Here is a 17006-nt window from a genome sequence, read left to right on the forward strand (position 1 = left end):
ATTTCCAACGATGAAACCAATAATCGAAATAAAGAATCTTTCCGCCGGATATGACGGTCGCACTGTTCTCCACGATGTTAATCTAAGCATCTACGAACGGGATTTTCTAGGTATTATAGGTCCGAACGGAGGCGGCAAAACGACGCTTATAAAGTGCATCCTCGGTCTGTTGAAGCCAACCGGAGGGGAAATTATATTCCATACTCCTGAAAAAGCATCTACTAAAACCACTTCTACTTTCCTGGGTTATCTGCCTCAATACAACAGTATAGACCGGAAGTTCCCTATTTCCGTGGAAGAAGTGATCCTATCCGGATTAAGCATACAAAAATCGCTCACTTCACGATTTACTCCCGAACAGAAAGAGAAAGGTAAACAGATTATTTCCCGCATGGGGCTTGAAGGACTCGAACACCGTTCTATCGGGCAATTAAGCGGCGGGCAGCTGCAACGTGCCCTGTTGGGACGTGCCATCATCTCCGACCCTGCGGTATTGATTCTCGATGAACCCAGCACGTATATCGACAAGCGTTTCGAAGCACGCCTTTATGAGTTATTGGCTGAAATCAATAAAGAATGTGCCATTATCCTTGTCAGTCACGACATCGGCACTGTATTGCAACAGGTAAAATCTATCGCTTGCGTCAACGAAACGCTGGATTACCATCCGGATACAGGCGTTACTACCGAATGGCTGGAAAGGAACTTCAACTGCCCTATCGAGCTATTGGGACACGGTACATTGCCTCACCGGGTTTTAGGAGAGCATAATCACCATCATTAAAGTTCCCATAGACTCTATATAGATATACGGCTTCCTTGTTTTAAAATGTATCTTCCCTCTCTGCTGCCTTCCGGAAGAGTGAAAGAGATAGTAAATCACCCCTTTGTTACTTAATATTTCTTACTTTCTTCCTCATTATCCTTACAAATCACTATCTTTGCGACCTCATAATTTGTTTTTAACGAATAAACTACGATAGTGCTAATGAAACAGTACAGAACCGTAAACAACCTTATGGGTTGGCTTACATTCATCATTGCGGCAACCGTCTACTGCCTGACAATAGAACCGACCGCAAGTTTCTGGGATTGCCCGGAGTTCATAACCACCGGCTATAAACTGGAAGTCGGACACCCGCCCGGCGCGCCTTTCTTCATGCTAGTGGCGAATCTGTTTTCTCAATTTGCTTCCGACGTAACAACTGTTGCTAAAATGGTGAATTACATGAGTGCCCTCATGAGTGGCGCCTGTATCCTGTTCCTTTTCTGGAGCATCACCCACCTGGTACGCAAACTGATTATCACTGACGAAAACAATATCACCAAAGGACAGCTTATCACAGTGATGGGTAGCGGACTGATCGGTGCACTGGTTTATACATTCAGTGACACATTCTGGTTCTCGGCCGTGGAAGGTGAAGTATATGCCTTCTCCTCCCTGTTTACCGCTGTTGTTTTCTGGTTGATTCTGAAATGGGAAGACGTAGCCGACCAGCCGCACAGCGACCGTTGGATTATCCTCATCGCCTATCTGACGGGATTGAGTATCGGTGTTCACTTGCTGAACTTGCTTTGTCTGCCCGCCATCGTACTGGTATACTATTACAAGAAAACTCCAAACGCTACCGCCAAAGGTTCGTTAATTGCGTTATTCGGCTCAATGGTACTCGTTGCAGCCGTGCTTTACGGCATCGTACCGGGTATTGTGAAAGTAGGCGGCTGGTTCGAGTTGTTGTTTGTCAACGGACTCGGAATGTCGTTCAATTCAGGTGTAGTGGTTTATATTATTCTGCTTGCAGCGGCTCTGATCTGGGGCGTATACGAAAGCTATACCGAAAAGAACAAAACACGCATGGCTATCTCCTTTATCCTGACGATTGCCCTACTGGGTATCCCGTTCTATGGGCACGGAGCCAGCAGTATTGTTATTGGAATCTTGGTCATCGCTGCACTGGGTCTTTATCTTGCTCCGAACATTCAGACCAAGATTAAGGAGAAATGGCGCATTTCCGCCCGCACCATGAACACAGCCCTGCTGTGCACCATGATGATCGTAATCGGGTATTCTTCTTACGCACTGATCGTTATCCGTTCTACTGCCAACACTCCGATGGATCAAAACTCACCGGAGGATATATTCACCCTGGGCGAATACCTCGGCCGTGAACAATACGGAACCCGTCCGCTCTTCTACGGCCCTGCTTTCTCTTCGAAAGTGGCACTTGACGTAAAAGACGGCTATTGTATTCCGCGCCAATCGGAAGCAGGAAGTAAGTTTGTCCGCAAGGAAAAGACTTCGCCCGACGAAAAAGACTCTTATATCGAACTTCCCGGACGTGTGGAATACGAATATGCACAGAATATGCTTTTCCCGCGTATGTACAGTTCGTCACACGCACCGCTCTACAAACAATGGGTAGACATCAAGGGATATGACGTTCCTTACGACCAGTGTGGAGAGATGGTGATGGTAAACATGCCTACCCAATGGGAAAATATCAAATTCTTCTTCTCCTACCAGCTAAACTTCATGTACTGGCGTTACTTCATGTGGAACTTTGCCGGACGGCAGAATGACATACAGGGTAGCGGAGAAATTGAGCACGGCAACTGGATCACCGGTATTCCGTTTATCGACAACCTACTGGTAGGTAACCAGGAATTGCTTCCGCAAGATCTCAAAAACAATAAAGGACACAACGTATTCTACTGTCTGCCGCTGATTCTCGGCTTAATCGGACTCTTCTGGCAGGCTTACCATAGCCAGCGAGGTATCCAGCAATTCTGGGTGGTATTCTTCCTGTTCTTTATGACAGGTATCGCTATCGTGCTCTACCTCAACCAAACTCCTGCACAACCCCGTGAACGAGACTATGCGTATGCCGGTTCGTTCTATGCCTTTGCCATCTGGGTAGGTATGGGAGTGGCAGGTATCATCCGCATGTTGCGAGATTATGCCAAGATGCAGGAACTTCCGGCAGCCGTTCTGGCTTCAGTGCTCTGTTTGTTCGTCCCCATCCAGATGGCGGGACAGACATGGGATGACCACGACCGCAGCGGACGCTTCGTTGCCCGCGACTTCGGACAGAACTACCTGATGACTTTGCAGGAAGAAGGCAACCCGATTATCTACACCAATGGTGATAACGATACCTTCCCATTGTGGTACAATCAGGAAACGGAAGGTTTCCGTACGGATGCCCGCACCTGTAACTTAAGTTACCTGCAAACAGACTGGTATATAGACCAGATGAAACGTCCGGCCTACGATTCTCCGTCACTCCCTATCACTTGGGACCGTGTGGAATACGTGGAAGGACAAAACGAATATATCTCTATCCGTCCGGAAATGAAAGCTCTTATCGACAGCTATTTCAAACAGGCAAACGAACTGGCTGCACAGGGAGACACTACCATATTGTCGCTCGTTCACTCCATCTTCGGTGAGAATCCTTATGAACTGAAGGAAATCATCAACCGCTGGATGCTTGGCAAGAACGACCAATTGAAAGAACTTCTCAAGAAGACAGGAAAAGAAATACAGCTTCCGCTCATCCCTACGGACAGCATCGTCATGAAGATAGATAAGGAAGCCGTACGCCGCTCCGGCATGAAAATACCGGAAGCTCTGGGCGACTCTATCCCCGAATACATGACAATCACCCTTAGAGACGCCAACGGCAACCCGAAACGCGCCCTCTACAAGAGTGAACTGATGATGCTCGAAATGCTTGCCAACGCTAACTGGGAACGTCCTATCTATATGGCAATCACCGTAGGAAGCGAAAACCATCTGGGCATGGGCAACCACTTCACACAGGAGGGTCTCGCCTACCGCTTCACTCCGTTCGATACGGACAAACTGGACAGCAAGATCGACAGTGAAAAGATGTACGAAAACCTGATGAACAAGTTCAAGTTCGGCGGTATCGACAAGCCGGGTATCTACATCGACGAGAACGTGATGCGTATGTGCTACACGCACCGCCGTATCTTCACGCAGCTCGTAGGACAGCTTATCAAAGAAGGTAAGAAGGACAAGGCACTCGCTGCACTCGATTACGCCGAAAAGATGATTCCGGCAATCAACGTACCGTATGACTGGGCAAATGGCGCCTTCCAAATGGCAGAGTCTTATTATCAACTGGGACAGAACGAGAAAGCCAACAAGATTATCGACGAGCTTGCCAACAAGTCGCTCGAATACATGATCTGGTATCTTAGCCTGAACGATAACCAGCTTGCCATTGCCAGCGAAAACTTCGTGTACAACGCCAGTTTGCTTGACGCCGAAGTCCGCCTAATGGAAAAATACAAATCAGAAGAACTCGCAAAACATTACTCTACGCAACTCGATCAGCTATACAACGAGTACGTGACGAGAATGAAAGGGAAATAATTTAGGTATGAAGTAATAAGTATTAAGTATTAACGTAGCTTCCGGCATGTTTTCCGTAAGGTATAATACTTAATACTTATTTCCTAATACTTCAAAACACAGACTCTCATGTTTATAGAACAACCACCTTGGCTTTTCCGGGCGTTGTATCCACAAGCTATCTTCCGGATGGACCCGAATGAGCGGGCAGTCTATCTGACTTTCGACGACGGCCCCATCCCCGAAGTAACTCCCTGGGTACTGGAAATACTGGAAAAGCATCATATTAAAGCTACCTTTTTCATGGTAGGCGACAATATACGCAAACACCCGGATGAATACCGGATGGTGGTAGAGCACGGACACCGCATCGGTAACCATACTTTCAACCACATCCGTGGATTTGAATATTCCAATCCGGATTACCTGGCAAATGCCAGAAAGGTAGATGATATTATTCATTCCGATCTCTTCCGTCCACCACACGGACACATGGGATTCAGGCAGTATTATACGTTGCGCTATCATTACCGCATCATTATGTGGGATCTCGTGACCCGCGATTACAGTAAGCGGATGCGCCCGGAACAAGTGCTGAACAACGTGAAACGCTATGCGCGAAACGGTTCTATCATCACTTTCCACGATTCGCTGAAGTCATGGAACAACGGTAACCTGCAATACGCACTTCCCCGTGCCATCGAGTTCCTGAAAGAGGAAGGTTATGAATTCAAGGTGTTATAATCTTTGAAAAAACAGAAACTTCGAAAAGAGCAGAGCTTCCTGATAAGAAAGAAAAGGTTTCTGATGAATAAAAAAGCTCCCTGACAAGAAGAAAAAATATAAGCCGAGGTATTATGCCCCGGCTTTTGTAGTTTAAAGCCCGTTTCGTGCCCAAAATTGAAAGATCCCTCCTCTTTCTTATAAGATACCAGCGCAACCGCATTTCGCCTGGTAAAGGGCAAAAAGAGGGCAAAACAACCTGCATTCAAAAAGTTTCTGATTCACATTACCATTTCCAACCGTATTTTTTTATACATTTGCAACGGTCTCTTCCGCAGAAAGCCTCCGGGTGGCGAGGGAGAGACGTTTATATTGAGAAGACGTTTACAAGCGTTTGTCATTTGTGTTCAGAACTTCGCAAACTTTGACCTATCGGAATGACTAACAGCAACAAAGACGTCCTCCTGATGTGTATTTATATACATCCGTGCCTCACTTTGGAAAACAAAGGGAGGCTACGGGTGTTGTACATATCGGCGTGGGCTTTCTGCGTTGTTCGTTCCCGATAGTTGGCATTGCGAAGGCCTTGAACACGGAACGGACGAAGGTGAGAGATTCCCACGCCTTTTCTGTATATTCCTGTCAACAATAGATTGAATTGTCCGCCCAACGGGAGTCTGGGGGACACACATAAGCAGAATAGGCACATGATTCATGCGGGACAACTTATTGAACGCACGCTTCACGAACAGGGACGCACCGTCACCTGGTTCGCTACCCAACTATGCTGCACACGCCCCAATGTTTACAAGATATTCCGGAAAGAGAATATCGACATCCACCTGCTCTGGCGCATCTCCTGCATCCTCGGCCATGATTTTTTCCGCGATCTTTCCGACAGCATCAATACCGGAAACTTCCCCAGTGTATCCAAATAGGATACAATTCCGTATCGTTCTTGGAACTATGCTTTCATTCGGTAGTATACTCCTTTCGCATACCTTTGCAGGCATATTAACATATAATCACAAAAGGACATGAAAACGAAAAAACTATTTCTGATTATTGCTCTGGTTGTCGGTTGTGCCGTCGGAGCCCATGCGCAAAAGACGGTCTTCAAGTTTCGTGATGCACAGGCACGTGCAGGCGATGCAGTTACTGAAGTTTGTGTCAAACCCACAGTTGTCGAGGTGAAAATACTGGAAGATAAGGGACGAATCAAGGATGAATGGACACTAAGCAAAGAGGAAGTGGAGATCGCCATGAAAGGAGAACTTGACAACATCCGTGCATGGGGGACGTATCTGTCCACCATCAAATACAACTGCGATGTCATCATGGGAGCCACTTTCAAAGTGGAAGATAATGAAAAAACAGGGGGATACACGGTTACAGTAGTAGGTTATCCCGGCATCTTTGTCAACTGGCATCCTGCCACCCAGGACGATTATGAATGGATACGTCTGCAGAAGTTATCACCCACGGATGGAAAAAGCCAGATAGCACCTGTCGTTAAGAATAAGAATTAATCACTAAAACATAAATAACAATGAAAAAAGTACTATCAATGATTGCCGCACTCTTATTGTGCGTAGGAACTCAAGCGCAAATCGTATCATCCAGAAGTGCAATCGTCAAAACAGAGAAGCAAGCCAGCAGCACACAATGGTTCTTGCGTGCAGGTTTGAATATCATGAACTTCTCCGGTGACGGAGCCGAAGGAGCTGACTCAAACATCGGATATAACGCAACATTTGGCTACCAGAAGCCTTTAGGCAGCACAGGAGGATACTGGGGAATGGAATTTGGACTCGGCTCCCGTGGTTTCAAAGTGGAAGACACGAAGTGCATGGCTCATAATATACAATACTCTCCGTTCACATTCGGATGGAAATTTGCAGTGGCGGACAATGTTCATATCGACCCGCATGTAGGAGTCTTTGCCAGCTACGATTACACGAGCAAAATGAAAGCAGACGGAGAGAGCATCAGTTGGGGAGATTACGCAGATTACATGGAAGTTGACTACAATCATTTCGATGCCGGTATGAATATCGGTGTAGGAGTCTGGTACGACCGTTTCAACCTGGATCTCACCTATCAGCGCGGATTCATAGATACATTCAGCGATGCCGACGGATTCAAGACCAGCAACTTTATGATTCGTCTAGGTATTGCCTTCTAAGGACAACCAAACCTCAATAAACCATATTATTTATTCAGCGTCCACGATCTTTTCTCTTCGCAAAAAGGGCCGTGGATGCTGTTTTCTTAAAAATAACGGAATATGATGACCAAACGACAATTTCTGGCAATCATGTATCTGCTGACGGGAGTTATCCCGCTGATAGCACAGACTTTCACCGAACAGAAAAAGAGCTATCCCGTCAGTGCAGACGGCAATAAATATGTGGTCAGCGGATTTACCCCTTTCAGCAGCATGCATGACGAGAACATCTACGCTAATGCACTGTTATGGACCGTCAAAAATGTCTGTCCGCAGCTACGGGAAGGGATCACAGAGGTAAACGTACCGGCTAAAAACTTCATTTGCGATCTGATACTTGCCTCGCAAGCAGATTCAAATCAGAAGAATACTTACTATTGCAAAGCCCTGTTTCAAGTAAAAGACGGCAAGCTGGTCTACTATCTTTCCAATATACGGATAGAATCATCAGCAGTGATAATGAAAAAAATCACTCCCATGGAGAAGCTGCAACCGGACAAGAAAGCATCTCACAAAGAAATCATGGATGACTTCGTACAGGTGGAATCGCAAGTATTGAATAAAATGTTCGACTTCATCGTAACGAACCAACTTTCACCAATCACTCACTGGAATGAAATCAGTATCAACAAGCCGGTGAAAGGCATGACGGAAGATGAATGTCTGCTGGCCTTCGGCAAACCGCAGACTATTCAAGAATCAAATGGAGAAGTGCAATGGATGTATTCCAGCTCGTTCTACCTATTCTTCAAGAATGGACATGTGGAAACGATTATCAAATAATCCCATAAAAACAAATCATCTCAAAATCAAACAATTAAAACAATTTATTATGAAAACAATCTGGAAAGCAACCGTTTGCATAGTTGCAGTATTACTGTCGTTCAGCATTTATTCCTGTGGCGATGACGACGATGACGCTGTCGGTTCACGCGATTTATTGTTAGGAACATGGAATGGAGCGTATTATCTTTCACAAGAATGGGAAGATGGTGAAAAGGTAAGTGACTCTAAAGAAGATTTTGTAAATGGAACCAACCGTTATTCCATAGAGTTCAAGGAAGATGGTACGTATGTAGAAAAAGATGTCTACAACTCCTCCGGAAGTACTAATTATTATCACGGTACATGGAGCTACTCCGGTAATAAGCTGACTCTCATCGACACTGAAGAGGATAATTACACAGAAGTGTGGACAGTGACCACAATGACAGAGAATGAATTAGTCTATGAACTTCGTGAGAAAGAGAAAGAAGACGGAACGACATACGAATATTACGAACAACACGCTTTTACAAGATAGCTCAAGGACATTATCTTTCTTTTCCAGAAAGATAAAAATAACGGAGTGTGTCAAAACGCAGATTAACGCAAATTATCGCAGAAATAATTTTATAAGTCGTTGATTAATATATCAATATAATTGGAATAATCTGCGATAATTTGCGTTAATCTGCGTTTTATTATTCATTATGACACACCTCCTTCATCTATTAGAAAAGACGCATGATATTCAATAATGAATCGCGTATTCAGTGAGTAAAAGAAATTAAAGAGGGCGTTTCGTCACACCTCGACAATCCTTCTTTTTTGACTGTATAAGCAATTCAGCACATTAATTAATATGCCACCGCCAACGGAGTACGCAATTTCTGCGCATATTCAGTCATATATTTATTCCAGGCATCCGGAGTCTTGATAGCCGCCTTATCCCAGGCAGATCCCCAGTAATAAGTATATTCAGAACCAGGCTCATATTCGCTGATAGCCAGCACATGACCGTCGGCTCCACCACGATCTTTCTTTTCCTTTTCGGAAAGAAGAACCACTTTCGCCTCTTTTACCTGTGCAGGGAATGCAGCACCCACAAATATCTTACCGTTTGCACCGCTACGGTCAGTTGTAGGATCTACGTAAGTGATATAGCCATTTGCAGCATCTGCCACAACCGCACCGTCCGGTTCACGCAATACAAGTCCTGTAGTTACCGGCATTGCTTCTTTCAAATTGGTATATGAAACAACTGTTTTATTTAGATAAGAACCTGCATCCAAGGAGATGACGCGTGTTTCCACCACGTTAGAATCTCCACGGACCACCAGCGGATTAAACTCCAGCTTCACCGTGAAACGCAGCGGACCATTATCAAGGATTTCCTGTGTGCGATAGCAGTAAGGATAGATAATAGTGTCACCTGCCATCAAAGCGGCAACGCCGGCGCCCAACGTGGGACCTACGGCATAGCAATCCATACCGTATCCATGATCGATATGGTAAGAGATGGCATTCTGCAATTCGGAAGCGGCTTTCGGATCTGTCTTTTTCAGTTCGGCTATCTTGGCACGCTTTTCAGGATTAAGTTCTTCAGCATACAGAGATTCCAAAATCGGCTCCGTAGTATTATACTTCGTAAAAAGATCATAGCCAAAACCACGTTCTCCACGAGCCTGCAAAGCAGGACCATAAGCACGGAATCCGCCAAGATCATTCTCCCAGGCTACGTCGTCCAGACGTTCGGGGTAGTATTTACCGCAAGCAATGACATCAAAAGGTGCCGGTGTGCCCGGTTGAATGGTATAAGTAACCGCACTGTTTGCCCCTACCGTAACGGGGAAGACCACCTTCTCATCATACGTCACCTGATAAGGCACTTGCTGACCGTCGACGTCAAGCACCACAATCTGTGCCGTATCCGCCAGTTTCAATTTAGCGACCACATCGCTCATCGGCACTTCAACCATCTCCCCTGCCCGTTCAAGAGCCAAAGAATTGGTCACTGTGACTGTCATTGACTGCTTGCTGTCGGCACAAGAAGCAAAACCAATCAAGGCTACAGCAAACAGAATTAATATCTTTCTCATAATTAGTCTACATTGAATGAATAACATATACTTTGCAAATCAGAGGCTATTATATCCGGCATGTTGGATGTATAGCTCCAACGCGTCAGCTATATATATCCAACGTGTTGGAGCTATATGTTCAACACGTTGGGCATATATGTCCAATAAATCGGCCATATAGCTCCTGCAAAGGGAATAATAAAAAATAAGGTGACAGATGAAAAGAGGATGCTCTTTGCCATTCTATCACCTTACCGGAATTTCTTCTATCAGCTATTATTTCGGTTGTTTTCCGATATAAGCAAGAATACCACCATCTACGTAGAGAATGTGACCGTTAACAGCGTTAGAAGCTTCAGAAGCAAGGAACACGGCAGGACCTGTCAGTTCTTCCGGATCCAACCAACGACCGGCAGGAGTCTTAGCGCAGATGAATGAATCGAATGGGTGACGGCTTCCGTCTGCCTGCGGCTCACGAAGAGGAGCAGTTTGCGGAGTAGCGATGTAACCCGGGCCGATACCATTACACTGGATGTTGTATTCACCATATTCAGAACAGATATTGCGAGTCAGCATCTTCAAACCACCCTTAGCGGCAGCGTAAGCAGATACAGTTTCACGACCCAATTCAGACATCATAGAACAGATGTTGATGATCTTACCTGCACGTTTTTCCATCATAGCCGGCAAAACAGCCTTAGCAACGATGAATGGAGCATTCAAGTCGATGTCAATTACACGACGGAAATCAGCAGCATCCATCTCGTGCATAGGAACACGACGGATAATACCTGCGTTATTTACAAGGATATCAATTGTACCTACTTCTTTTGCAATCGTAGCAACCATCGCCTGAACAGCCGGTTCGTCTGTCACGTCGCATACGTAACCGTGAGCTTTGATACCTTTTGCAGCATAAGCAGCCATACCTTTGTCTACCAACTCTTGATTGATGTCGTTAAAACAAACTTTAGCGCCTTGTTCTGCAAATGCAGAAGCAATAGCAAATCCGATACCATAAGAAGCACCTGTAACGAGAGCTACTTTACCTTCCAAAGAAAAATTCAAAAACTGATTCATAATTCTTTTTGTTATTAAATTAGGAAAACTATTGTAGTTGTTATTTCAAATCTGTAATCAACGAGAAGTCCTGATCGCCGTAGTCGAGGTTCTCGCCACCCATTCCCCAGATAAAGGTATAGTTGTGGGTAGCAGCAGCCGAGTGAATTGACCATTCGGGTGAAAGAACGGCCTGATCGCCTTTCATCCATACGTGACGCGTCTCGCCTACCTCACCCATGAAGTGGCAGATAGCATGATCTTCGGGAATTTCGAAATAGAAGTAGGCTTCCATACGACGGCTGTGTACGTGTGCCGGCATCGTGTTCCACACACTTCCCGGAGCGAGTTCCGTCATACCCATCTGCAACTGGCAGGTAGGCAACACCTGATTCACCAGCATCTTATTGATGTTGCGGTGATTGGAACCTTCCAAAGAACCCATTTCAGCTACTACGGCATCGGCTTTCGTCACCTTACGGTCGGGATAATTGCGGTGTGCAGTCAGTGAGTTGAAGTAGAATTTAGCAGGATGAGCAGCGTCTTTGCTTTCGAAAGTCACTACGCGGTCGCCCGAACCCAGATAAAGAGCTTCTTTATAGTCCAGTTCGAACTCTGCGTCGCCTGCTTTCACAATACCGGGACCGCCAACATTGTAGATACCCATTTCGCGACGGGTGAGGAAGAACGGAGCTTTCAGCGGATCAATCGCTTCGAGCGTCAGCACCTCTCCTACCGGAAGCGCACCACCTACCACCATACGGTCGTACATGGAATATACCATATTTACTTCATTGGGGACAAATATCTTTTCGATTAAGAAATCTCTGCGGATTCTTGTTGTATCATAACTTTTTGCATCTTCCGGATGCGCAGCATAGCGAATTTCATAGTTCGTTTTCATACCTTATTTATTAATAGTTATTGAATAAGTTCTCTTTCTACGTGCACTTCGTTTACGTACACGATGCAAAAATAGCAAAAGAAAACGGGTTTACCTTGCAATTTTGTTCCAATTATCCACCAAAAATGTCCAGAATCCGTGCAATGTATACTTTTTTAACGAACTATAATACGTTTTGGGAGAGATTTCTACTTAATGCAATGAAAAAAAGAAAGAAGCCTCTATCTCTCGAGCCGCAAGAGCAAATAATATAAAATATGGAACAAGAAAAAGCATCTAATTTGCCAATTCAGCTAATAATTAGCAGTCTACACCGTTAAAATTGCATAAATAGGAGGAAATGTATTATAACACTAATTATAATATATTAGTTTTGTAAATGTTTAAATAAGCAAGCAAAATCAACAAATACGTCAAGATATACAACTTATGACAATTATTAAAGGACGGACAGAAGATACTTTAATAAAGATAGGAGTGATATGTATTTACATGCTTCTATCCATTAACCTAGCTTTTGCCCAAACAAAAAATATAACAGGAATCATCATTGATGAGGAAAGCCGGGAACCATTGACAGGTGCTTTCGTCACAGTGAAAGGCAGTCGGCAAGGCTGTATTTCAGATCTGGATGGGAAGTTTACCCTCCAACAAACCCTCCCCGGACAGCAAATGCTGGTTATTTCTTACATAGGATACCAAACTATCGAAGTGCCTGCCCGGCATAATATGATGGAAATCCGGTTGCGTCCGAACGTGAACGAACTGGATGAAGTAGTAGTGCAGGTAGCGTATGGCACTGCCCTCAAAAGATCAATTACCGGGGCTGTTTCCGTAGTGGACAGTAAGCAAATCGAAATGCGTCCGGTCAGTTCTGTAATCTCCGTGCTCAACGGAGCAGTACCGGGGCTACAGATAATTGACGGAGTGGGGCAGCCTGGCATCGAAGCGGAAGTCCGGATCCGGGGATACAGTTCGGTGAACGGAAGCAATAAGCCGCTTTACGTGGTAGACGGTATACCCTATACGGGATGGATCACCGATCTTAATCCGGCAGACATAGAAAGCGTCAGCGTACTGAAAGATGCTGCTTCATGCGCATTGTACGGTAGCCGGGCTTCGAATGGTGTGATTTTAATTACCACCAAAAAGGCGAAGAAACAGGGAGTTTCCCTTCAACTGGACATTCGCCACGGCTTCAGCGCGCGTGGACAGGGTGATTACGAACGTATGAATGCCAATCAATTCATGGAAACGATGTGGCAGGGGTATCGCAACCAGCTTATCAGCAACGGCAGTAGTCCCGAAGAAGCGACCATCGCCACCAACAATGACATTATCAGCAAAGTAGGAATCAACATCTATAACAAAGCCGATAATGCCCTTTTCGATGCAAACGGTCATCTGGCATCCGACGCCCGGATACTGGACGGATATAAGGACGATCTCGACTGGTATTCTCCCTACACACGTAACGGTCACCGCCAGGAATACAACCTAAGCGGAGAATCCGGCAATGAAAAGAACCGGATCCGTTTCTCGCTAGGCTATCTTAATGAAGACGGATATACCAGGAAAAGTGATTTCAATCGTCTTAGCGGCTCACTCAACGCTGACTTCACCCCACGCCCATGGCTAAAAACGGGCTTGTCGCTCGGAGGCACTCACCAGAAAACGAACTGGGATATAGGAGCCGCCGGAAGTGCGCAATCCAATAACCTGTCGAATGCATTTTACTTTGCACGGAGAATAGCACCTATCTATCCGGTGCACCTCCACTATACAGAGGATGTATTTGCCAGCGACGGCTCATTGCTTCATTCCAAAGGAGATTATATCCTGAACGAAGAAGGCGGAAAACAATATGATGACGGTTCGGAAAGCCGTTCGGAATCGGATGCCGCCAGCAATGGACGCCATCTACTGTGGGAAAGCGAAAAGAACAAGTTGTGGAACGCTGCCAATACCTTGCAAGGAAATGCCTATGTGGACGTTTCTTTCCTACGCGATTTTACATTCTCATTGAAAGGCAATATCAGCCTGCGCAATATCGAGGACAGCCAATACGGAAATGCGGAAATAGGCGCTTACAAGGACACTGGTTTTATCAGCAAGATCGATCAGGAATATAAGGAATACACCCTGCAACAGCTACTGGCATGGAAACACCAGTTCGGCAGGCATTTCGTAGAATGGATGGTGGGGCACGAGAACTATGATTACAAGCTTAATTTCGACGCCATACAGAAAAAGAATGAGAGCTTTCCCGGAATAGACGAACTTTCAAATTTCACCACCACAACTTACAGTGAGGGATATAAAGACACCTATCGTACAGAGGGTCACTTCACACGGGCCCGGTATGACTACAACGAAACTTATTTTGCCGAAGCTTCTTTCCGGCGCGACGGTTCCTCCATCTTCCATACAGACCATCGCTGGGGTAACTTTTGGAGCGTAGGTATCGGCTGGATGCTTTCCAACGAAGCGTTCCTGAAAAACGTGTCGTGGCTGAACCGCCTCAAGTTACGGGTTTCTTACGGGCAAGTGGGAAACGATAACTTCGGAAGCAGCAACGGCCTGTACCAGTGGATGTCTCTCTACGGCTCTGCCGTCAACGGTGGAGAAGCCGCTTACTACAAAGTGCAGAACGAAAACCCGGAACTAAAATGGGAAACGAATTCTTCGCTGAATATCGGTCTGGAAACTCGTCTTTTCAACCGTGTGAACCTAAGTTTCGAATACTATAACAAGCATTCGGACGACTTGCTGTTCAAGTTTATCCAACCACTATCTGCCGGTGCCACTGACTCATCGACAGGCCTTTCCACCGTCTGGCGAAACATTGGAGATGTTTCCAATAAAGGATGGGAATTCTCTGCCGACGGGGATATCATCCGCAACCGGGAATGGGAATGGAATGTAGGTTTGAACCTTTCCAAAGTGAAAAACAAGATCGGAAAACTGCCGGATAAAGATCGGGAAGAGGGAATTACGAACGGAGATTTCCAGAAGTTCAAAGAGGGACACAGCATTTATGAATTCTGGCTGTACCAGTATGCTGGCGTAGACCAGATGACAGGTCGCAGTGTATATCTGCCGGACTTCAACGCTTATTACATTGCCGGAGAGGATGGAAAAACACCCGTAAACGGAGAAGAGAGCACCGAAGGCAAAAATCCGATTCCGACAGACAGTTGGGTAGACATCAACGGACAATATTATACAGGCGACCCGAGATATGCACGCAAAGACTGGTCGGGCAGTTCATTACCGAAGATAAACGGCTCGGTCACCACCTCTCTCCGCTGGAAAGACCTGACTCTGTCCGCCCTGATGATTTTCAGTTGCGGTTCCAAAGTCTTCGACCAGCCTTATCAGACTCTGACATCGGTAGGCGTACATTCATTGACTCCCGATTTACTGAATGCATGGACAGCAATCCCCGAAGGCATGACGCCCACATCGCCCAACCGTCTCGATCCATCGGGTATTCCGCAAGTGAATCTGGATGCAACGATCAATGGATATAACAGCCAGAAAGCATCTACACGCTATATTGTAAGCGGTGACTATCTAAGCATCAAGAACATCACCCTCTCCTATCGCCTGCCCGCCACATGGAGCAAACGATTGACACTCGGCGGCATCCGCTTACATGCTGCCATAGAGAATGTCGCCCTGTTCAGCAAACGCAAAGGACTGAACCCGGTACAGACCTTTGACGGAATCGTCAACAATTATACGAGTATCGCCCGTGTTTTCTCGTTCGGAGTCAACATTAACTTATAGCCTTATGAAGAAAAAAGCCATACACATGAAATTCCTGAATCACTCCATAGGATTCTGCCTGCTCCTGACGCTGTTGTGTTACTCCTGCGCCAGCGACTATCTGGATACCGCCCCTACCAATCAGGTATCTCCTGCCGATTTATTCAAGGATGAAGCGTACGCTGCCTATGCTGTCAGCGGATTGGAGAAGTTGATGAAAACCACTTACCCCACTAATAAACTCGATGGCGTGTCATTCAACGGTGAAGGATCTGTCAAACTGATGTATGCCGAGTATCAGGGGGCTGACATGTATTGTCCCCGCAACAATTTCTATACGATATTCAACGGGGCTTCTCATGCCATACCTACCAGTAGTTACACGGAGTATATGTGGCATTATTACTACAAAGTAATCAGTAATGCCAACGCTATTATAAATTATGTCGATCCCGAAAGTAGTCATAAATTCAAATATATCTATGCGCAGGCGCTAACCTACCGTGCCTATTGTTACCTGCAACTGCTGCAGTTCTACTCGCCACGCTGGTGTGATTCGCAAAACGGCAGTGCTGACGGGGTGGTTCTCCGGCTCAATACATCTTCTACCGGCGACTGTCCTCTTTCTTCTATGCTGGCCTGTTACGAACAGATTTACATCGACCTTAACCAGGCCATCACCTATTATCAGGCATCCGGAATTGCCCGCAAAGAAGACGAGAATCACAAAATCAATGTGAATGCCGCTTACGCCACCTATGCCCGTGCCGCACTCACCCGTGAGGATTGGAGTACTGCCGCCCATTACGCTGCACTAGCACGTGCCGGTTATCCGCTTATGAATGCCGATGAATATTTCGACGGATTCAGTACCGTCAACCGCGAATGGATATGGAGTATCTATGACAGTGAAGAAGAATCGCTGGGAAACTCATCCCTATTCTTATGGATTACGCAAGCGAATTTTGATAATTTCTCGAAAAAAAAGCATCCGTCCTAATTACAGCGAACATAATCGTAACTAATTTCGCTCTAACTGCATTCAGAACCGACATCTTATTTTTTCCCTCTTCGACCTTTCTGTCATAATATTTCTTC

General features: G+C 45.7%; 13 protein-coding genes and 1 pseudogene. 10 read left to right on the forward strand and 4 right to left on the reverse strand.

The window, feature by feature from the left end:
* Nucleotides 1-10 precede the first annotated feature (10 nt).
* The 8 genes from N5O98_RS03160 (at nt 11) to N5O98_RS03195 (ending at nt 8634) form a co-directional block, all read left to right on the forward strand.
* On the forward strand, nt 11-784 hold the full coding sequence (locus N5O98_RS03160) for a metal ABC transporter ATP-binding protein (protein ID WP_004307814.1): 774 nt from the start codon (nt 11-13) through the stop codon (nt 782-784).
* Between the two features lie 204 nt (nt 785-988).
* The gene (locus N5O98_RS03165; RefSeq protein WP_022199992.1) at nt 989-4402 is read left to right on the forward strand and encodes a DUF2723 domain-containing protein; all 3414 of its coding nucleotides are present in this window, start codon (nt 989-991) and stop codon (nt 4400-4402) included.
* Nucleotides 4403-4510: 108 nt separating this feature from the next.
* Entirely contained in the window at nt 4511-5125 is a 615-nt protein-coding gene (locus N5O98_RS03170; RefSeq protein WP_004296883.1) for a polysaccharide deacetylase family protein, read from the forward strand.
* Nucleotides 5126-5811: 686 nt separating this feature from the next.
* Nucleotides 5812-6042 carry a hypothetical protein gene (locus N5O98_RS03175; RefSeq protein WP_004296881.1) on the forward strand — a complete coding sequence of 77 codons (231 nt, stop codon included), beginning with the start codon at nt 5812-5814 and terminating at the stop codon, nt 6040-6042.
* A 99-nt stretch (nt 6043-6141) separates the two neighbouring features.
* Complete coding sequence (locus tag N5O98_RS03180) at nt 6142-6633, forward strand: hypothetical protein (protein ID WP_004307812.1); 492 nt, start codon at nt 6142-6144, stop codon at nt 6631-6633.
* Nucleotides 6634-6653: 20 nt separating this feature from the next.
* Nucleotides 6654-7289 carry an outer membrane beta-barrel protein gene (locus N5O98_RS03185; protein ID WP_004296878.1) on the forward strand — a complete coding sequence of 212 codons (636 nt, stop codon included), beginning with the start codon at nt 6654-6656 and terminating at the stop codon, nt 7287-7289.
* Between the two features lie 105 nt (nt 7290-7394).
* Nucleotides 7395-8114, forward strand: a complete 720-nt coding sequence (locus tag N5O98_RS03190; RefSeq protein WP_022199993.1) for a hypothetical protein — start codon at nt 7395-7397, stop codon at nt 8112-8114.
* 49 nt (nt 8115-8163) lie between these two features.
* Nucleotides 8164-8634, forward strand: a complete 471-nt coding sequence (locus tag N5O98_RS03195; RefSeq protein ID WP_022199994.1) for a lipocalin family protein — start codon at nt 8164-8166, stop codon at nt 8632-8634.
* Nucleotides 8635-8950: 316 nt separating this feature from the next.
* On the opposite strand, the gene N5O98_RS03200 is transcribed toward N5O98_RS03195, so the two are convergent.
* The 3 genes from N5O98_RS03200 to kduI all read right to left on the reverse strand — a co-directional run bounded on the left by N5O98_RS03200 (nt 8951) and on the right by kduI (nt 12137).
* A complete protein-coding gene (locus tag N5O98_RS03200) occupies nt 8951-10192 on the reverse strand; it encodes a DUF4861 domain-containing protein (RefSeq protein ID WP_022199995.1) in 1242 nt (413 codons plus the stop codon).
* Between the two features lie 258 nt (nt 10193-10450).
* Nucleotides 10451-11254 carry a gluconate 5-dehydrogenase gene (locus tag N5O98_RS03205; RefSeq protein ID WP_004296873.1) on the reverse strand — a complete coding sequence of 268 codons (804 nt, stop codon included), beginning with the start codon at nt 11252-11254 and terminating at the stop codon, nt 10451-10453.
* Nucleotides 11255-11294: 40 nt separating this feature from the next.
* Nucleotides 11295-12137: a 5-dehydro-4-deoxy-D-glucuronate isomerase gene (gene kduI / locus N5O98_RS03210; protein ID WP_004296872.1), complete on the reverse strand. Its 843-nt coding sequence runs from the start codon at nt 12135-12137 to the stop codon at nt 11295-11297.
* A 429-nt stretch (nt 12138-12566) separates the two neighbouring features.
* Here kduI and N5O98_RS03215 point away from each other — a divergent pair, with 429 nt between their 5' ends.
* Nucleotides 12567-15929 (forward strand): SusC/RagA family TonB-linked outer membrane protein, encoded by a 3363-nt coding sequence (locus N5O98_RS03215; RefSeq protein ID WP_022199996.1) that lies wholly within the window; start codon nt 12567-12569, stop codon nt 15927-15929.
* 4 nt (nt 15930-15933) lie between these two features.
* Nucleotides 15934-16908, forward strand: a complete 975-nt coding sequence (locus tag N5O98_RS03220; RefSeq protein WP_229127987.1) for a RagB/SusD family nutrient uptake outer membrane protein — start codon at nt 15934-15936, stop codon at nt 16906-16908.
* Here the strand turns inward: N5O98_RS03220 and N5O98_RS03225 are convergent.
* Nucleotides 16859-17006 (reverse strand): annotated as a pseudogene (locus N5O98_RS03225) (IS110 family transposase); the annotation flags it as partial. The gene N5O98_RS03220 and the pseudogene N5O98_RS03225 sit on opposite strands and share 50 nt — an antisense overlap.

The sequence above is a fragment of the Bacteroides sp. LFL-34 genome (genome assembly GCF_027257075.1).
In the GTDB taxonomy this organism is placed as follows: domain Bacteria; phylum Bacteroidota; class Bacteroidia; order Bacteroidales; family Bacteroidaceae; genus Bacteroides; species Bacteroides ovatus.

What these genes read in the sequence shown, in the direction of transcription:
- N5O98_RS03160 (WP_004307814.1), top strand. Translation starts at nt 11, where the DNA reads ATGAAACCAATAATCGAAATAAAGAATCTTTCCGCCGGATATGACGGT.
- N5O98_RS03165 (WP_022199992.1), top strand. Translation starts at nt 989, where the DNA reads ATGAAACAGTACAGAACCGTAAACAACCTTATGGGTTGGCTTACATTC.
- N5O98_RS03170 (WP_004296883.1), top strand. Translation starts at nt 4,511, where the DNA reads ATGTTTATAGAACAACCACCTTGGCTTTTCCGGGCGTTGTATCCACAA.
- N5O98_RS03175 (WP_004296881.1), top strand. Translation starts at nt 5,812, where the DNA reads ATGATTCATGCGGGACAACTTATTGAACGCACGCTTCACGAACAGGGA.
- N5O98_RS03180 (WP_004307812.1), top strand. Translation starts at nt 6,142, where the DNA reads ATGAAAACGAAAAAACTATTTCTGATTATTGCTCTGGTTGTCGGTTGT.
- N5O98_RS03185 (WP_004296878.1), top strand. Translation starts at nt 6,654, where the DNA reads ATGAAAAAAGTACTATCAATGATTGCCGCACTCTTATTGTGCGTAGGA.
- N5O98_RS03190 (WP_022199993.1), top strand. Translation starts at nt 7,395, where the DNA reads ATGACCAAACGACAATTTCTGGCAATCATGTATCTGCTGACGGGAGTT.
- N5O98_RS03195 (WP_022199994.1), top strand. Translation starts at nt 8,164, where the DNA reads ATGAAAACAATCTGGAAAGCAACCGTTTGCATAGTTGCAGTATTACTG.
- N5O98_RS03200 (WP_022199995.1), bottom strand. Translation starts at nt 10,192, where the DNA reads ATGAGAAAGATATTAATTCTGTTTGCTGTAGCCTTGATTGGTTTTGCT.
- N5O98_RS03205 (WP_004296873.1), bottom strand. Translation starts at nt 11,254, where the DNA reads ATGAATCAGTTTTTGAATTTTTCTTTGGAAGGTAAAGTAGCTCTCGTT.
- kduI (WP_004296872.1), bottom strand. Translation starts at nt 12,137, where the DNA reads ATGAAAACGAACTATGAAATTCGCTATGCTGCGCATCCGGAAGATGCA.
- N5O98_RS03215 (WP_022199996.1), top strand. Translation starts at nt 12,567, where the DNA reads ATGACAATTATTAAAGGACGGACAGAAGATACTTTAATAAAGATAGGA.
- N5O98_RS03220 (WP_229127987.1), top strand. Translation starts at nt 15,934, where the DNA reads ATGAAGAAAAAAGCCATACACATGAAATTCCTGAATCACTCCATAGGA.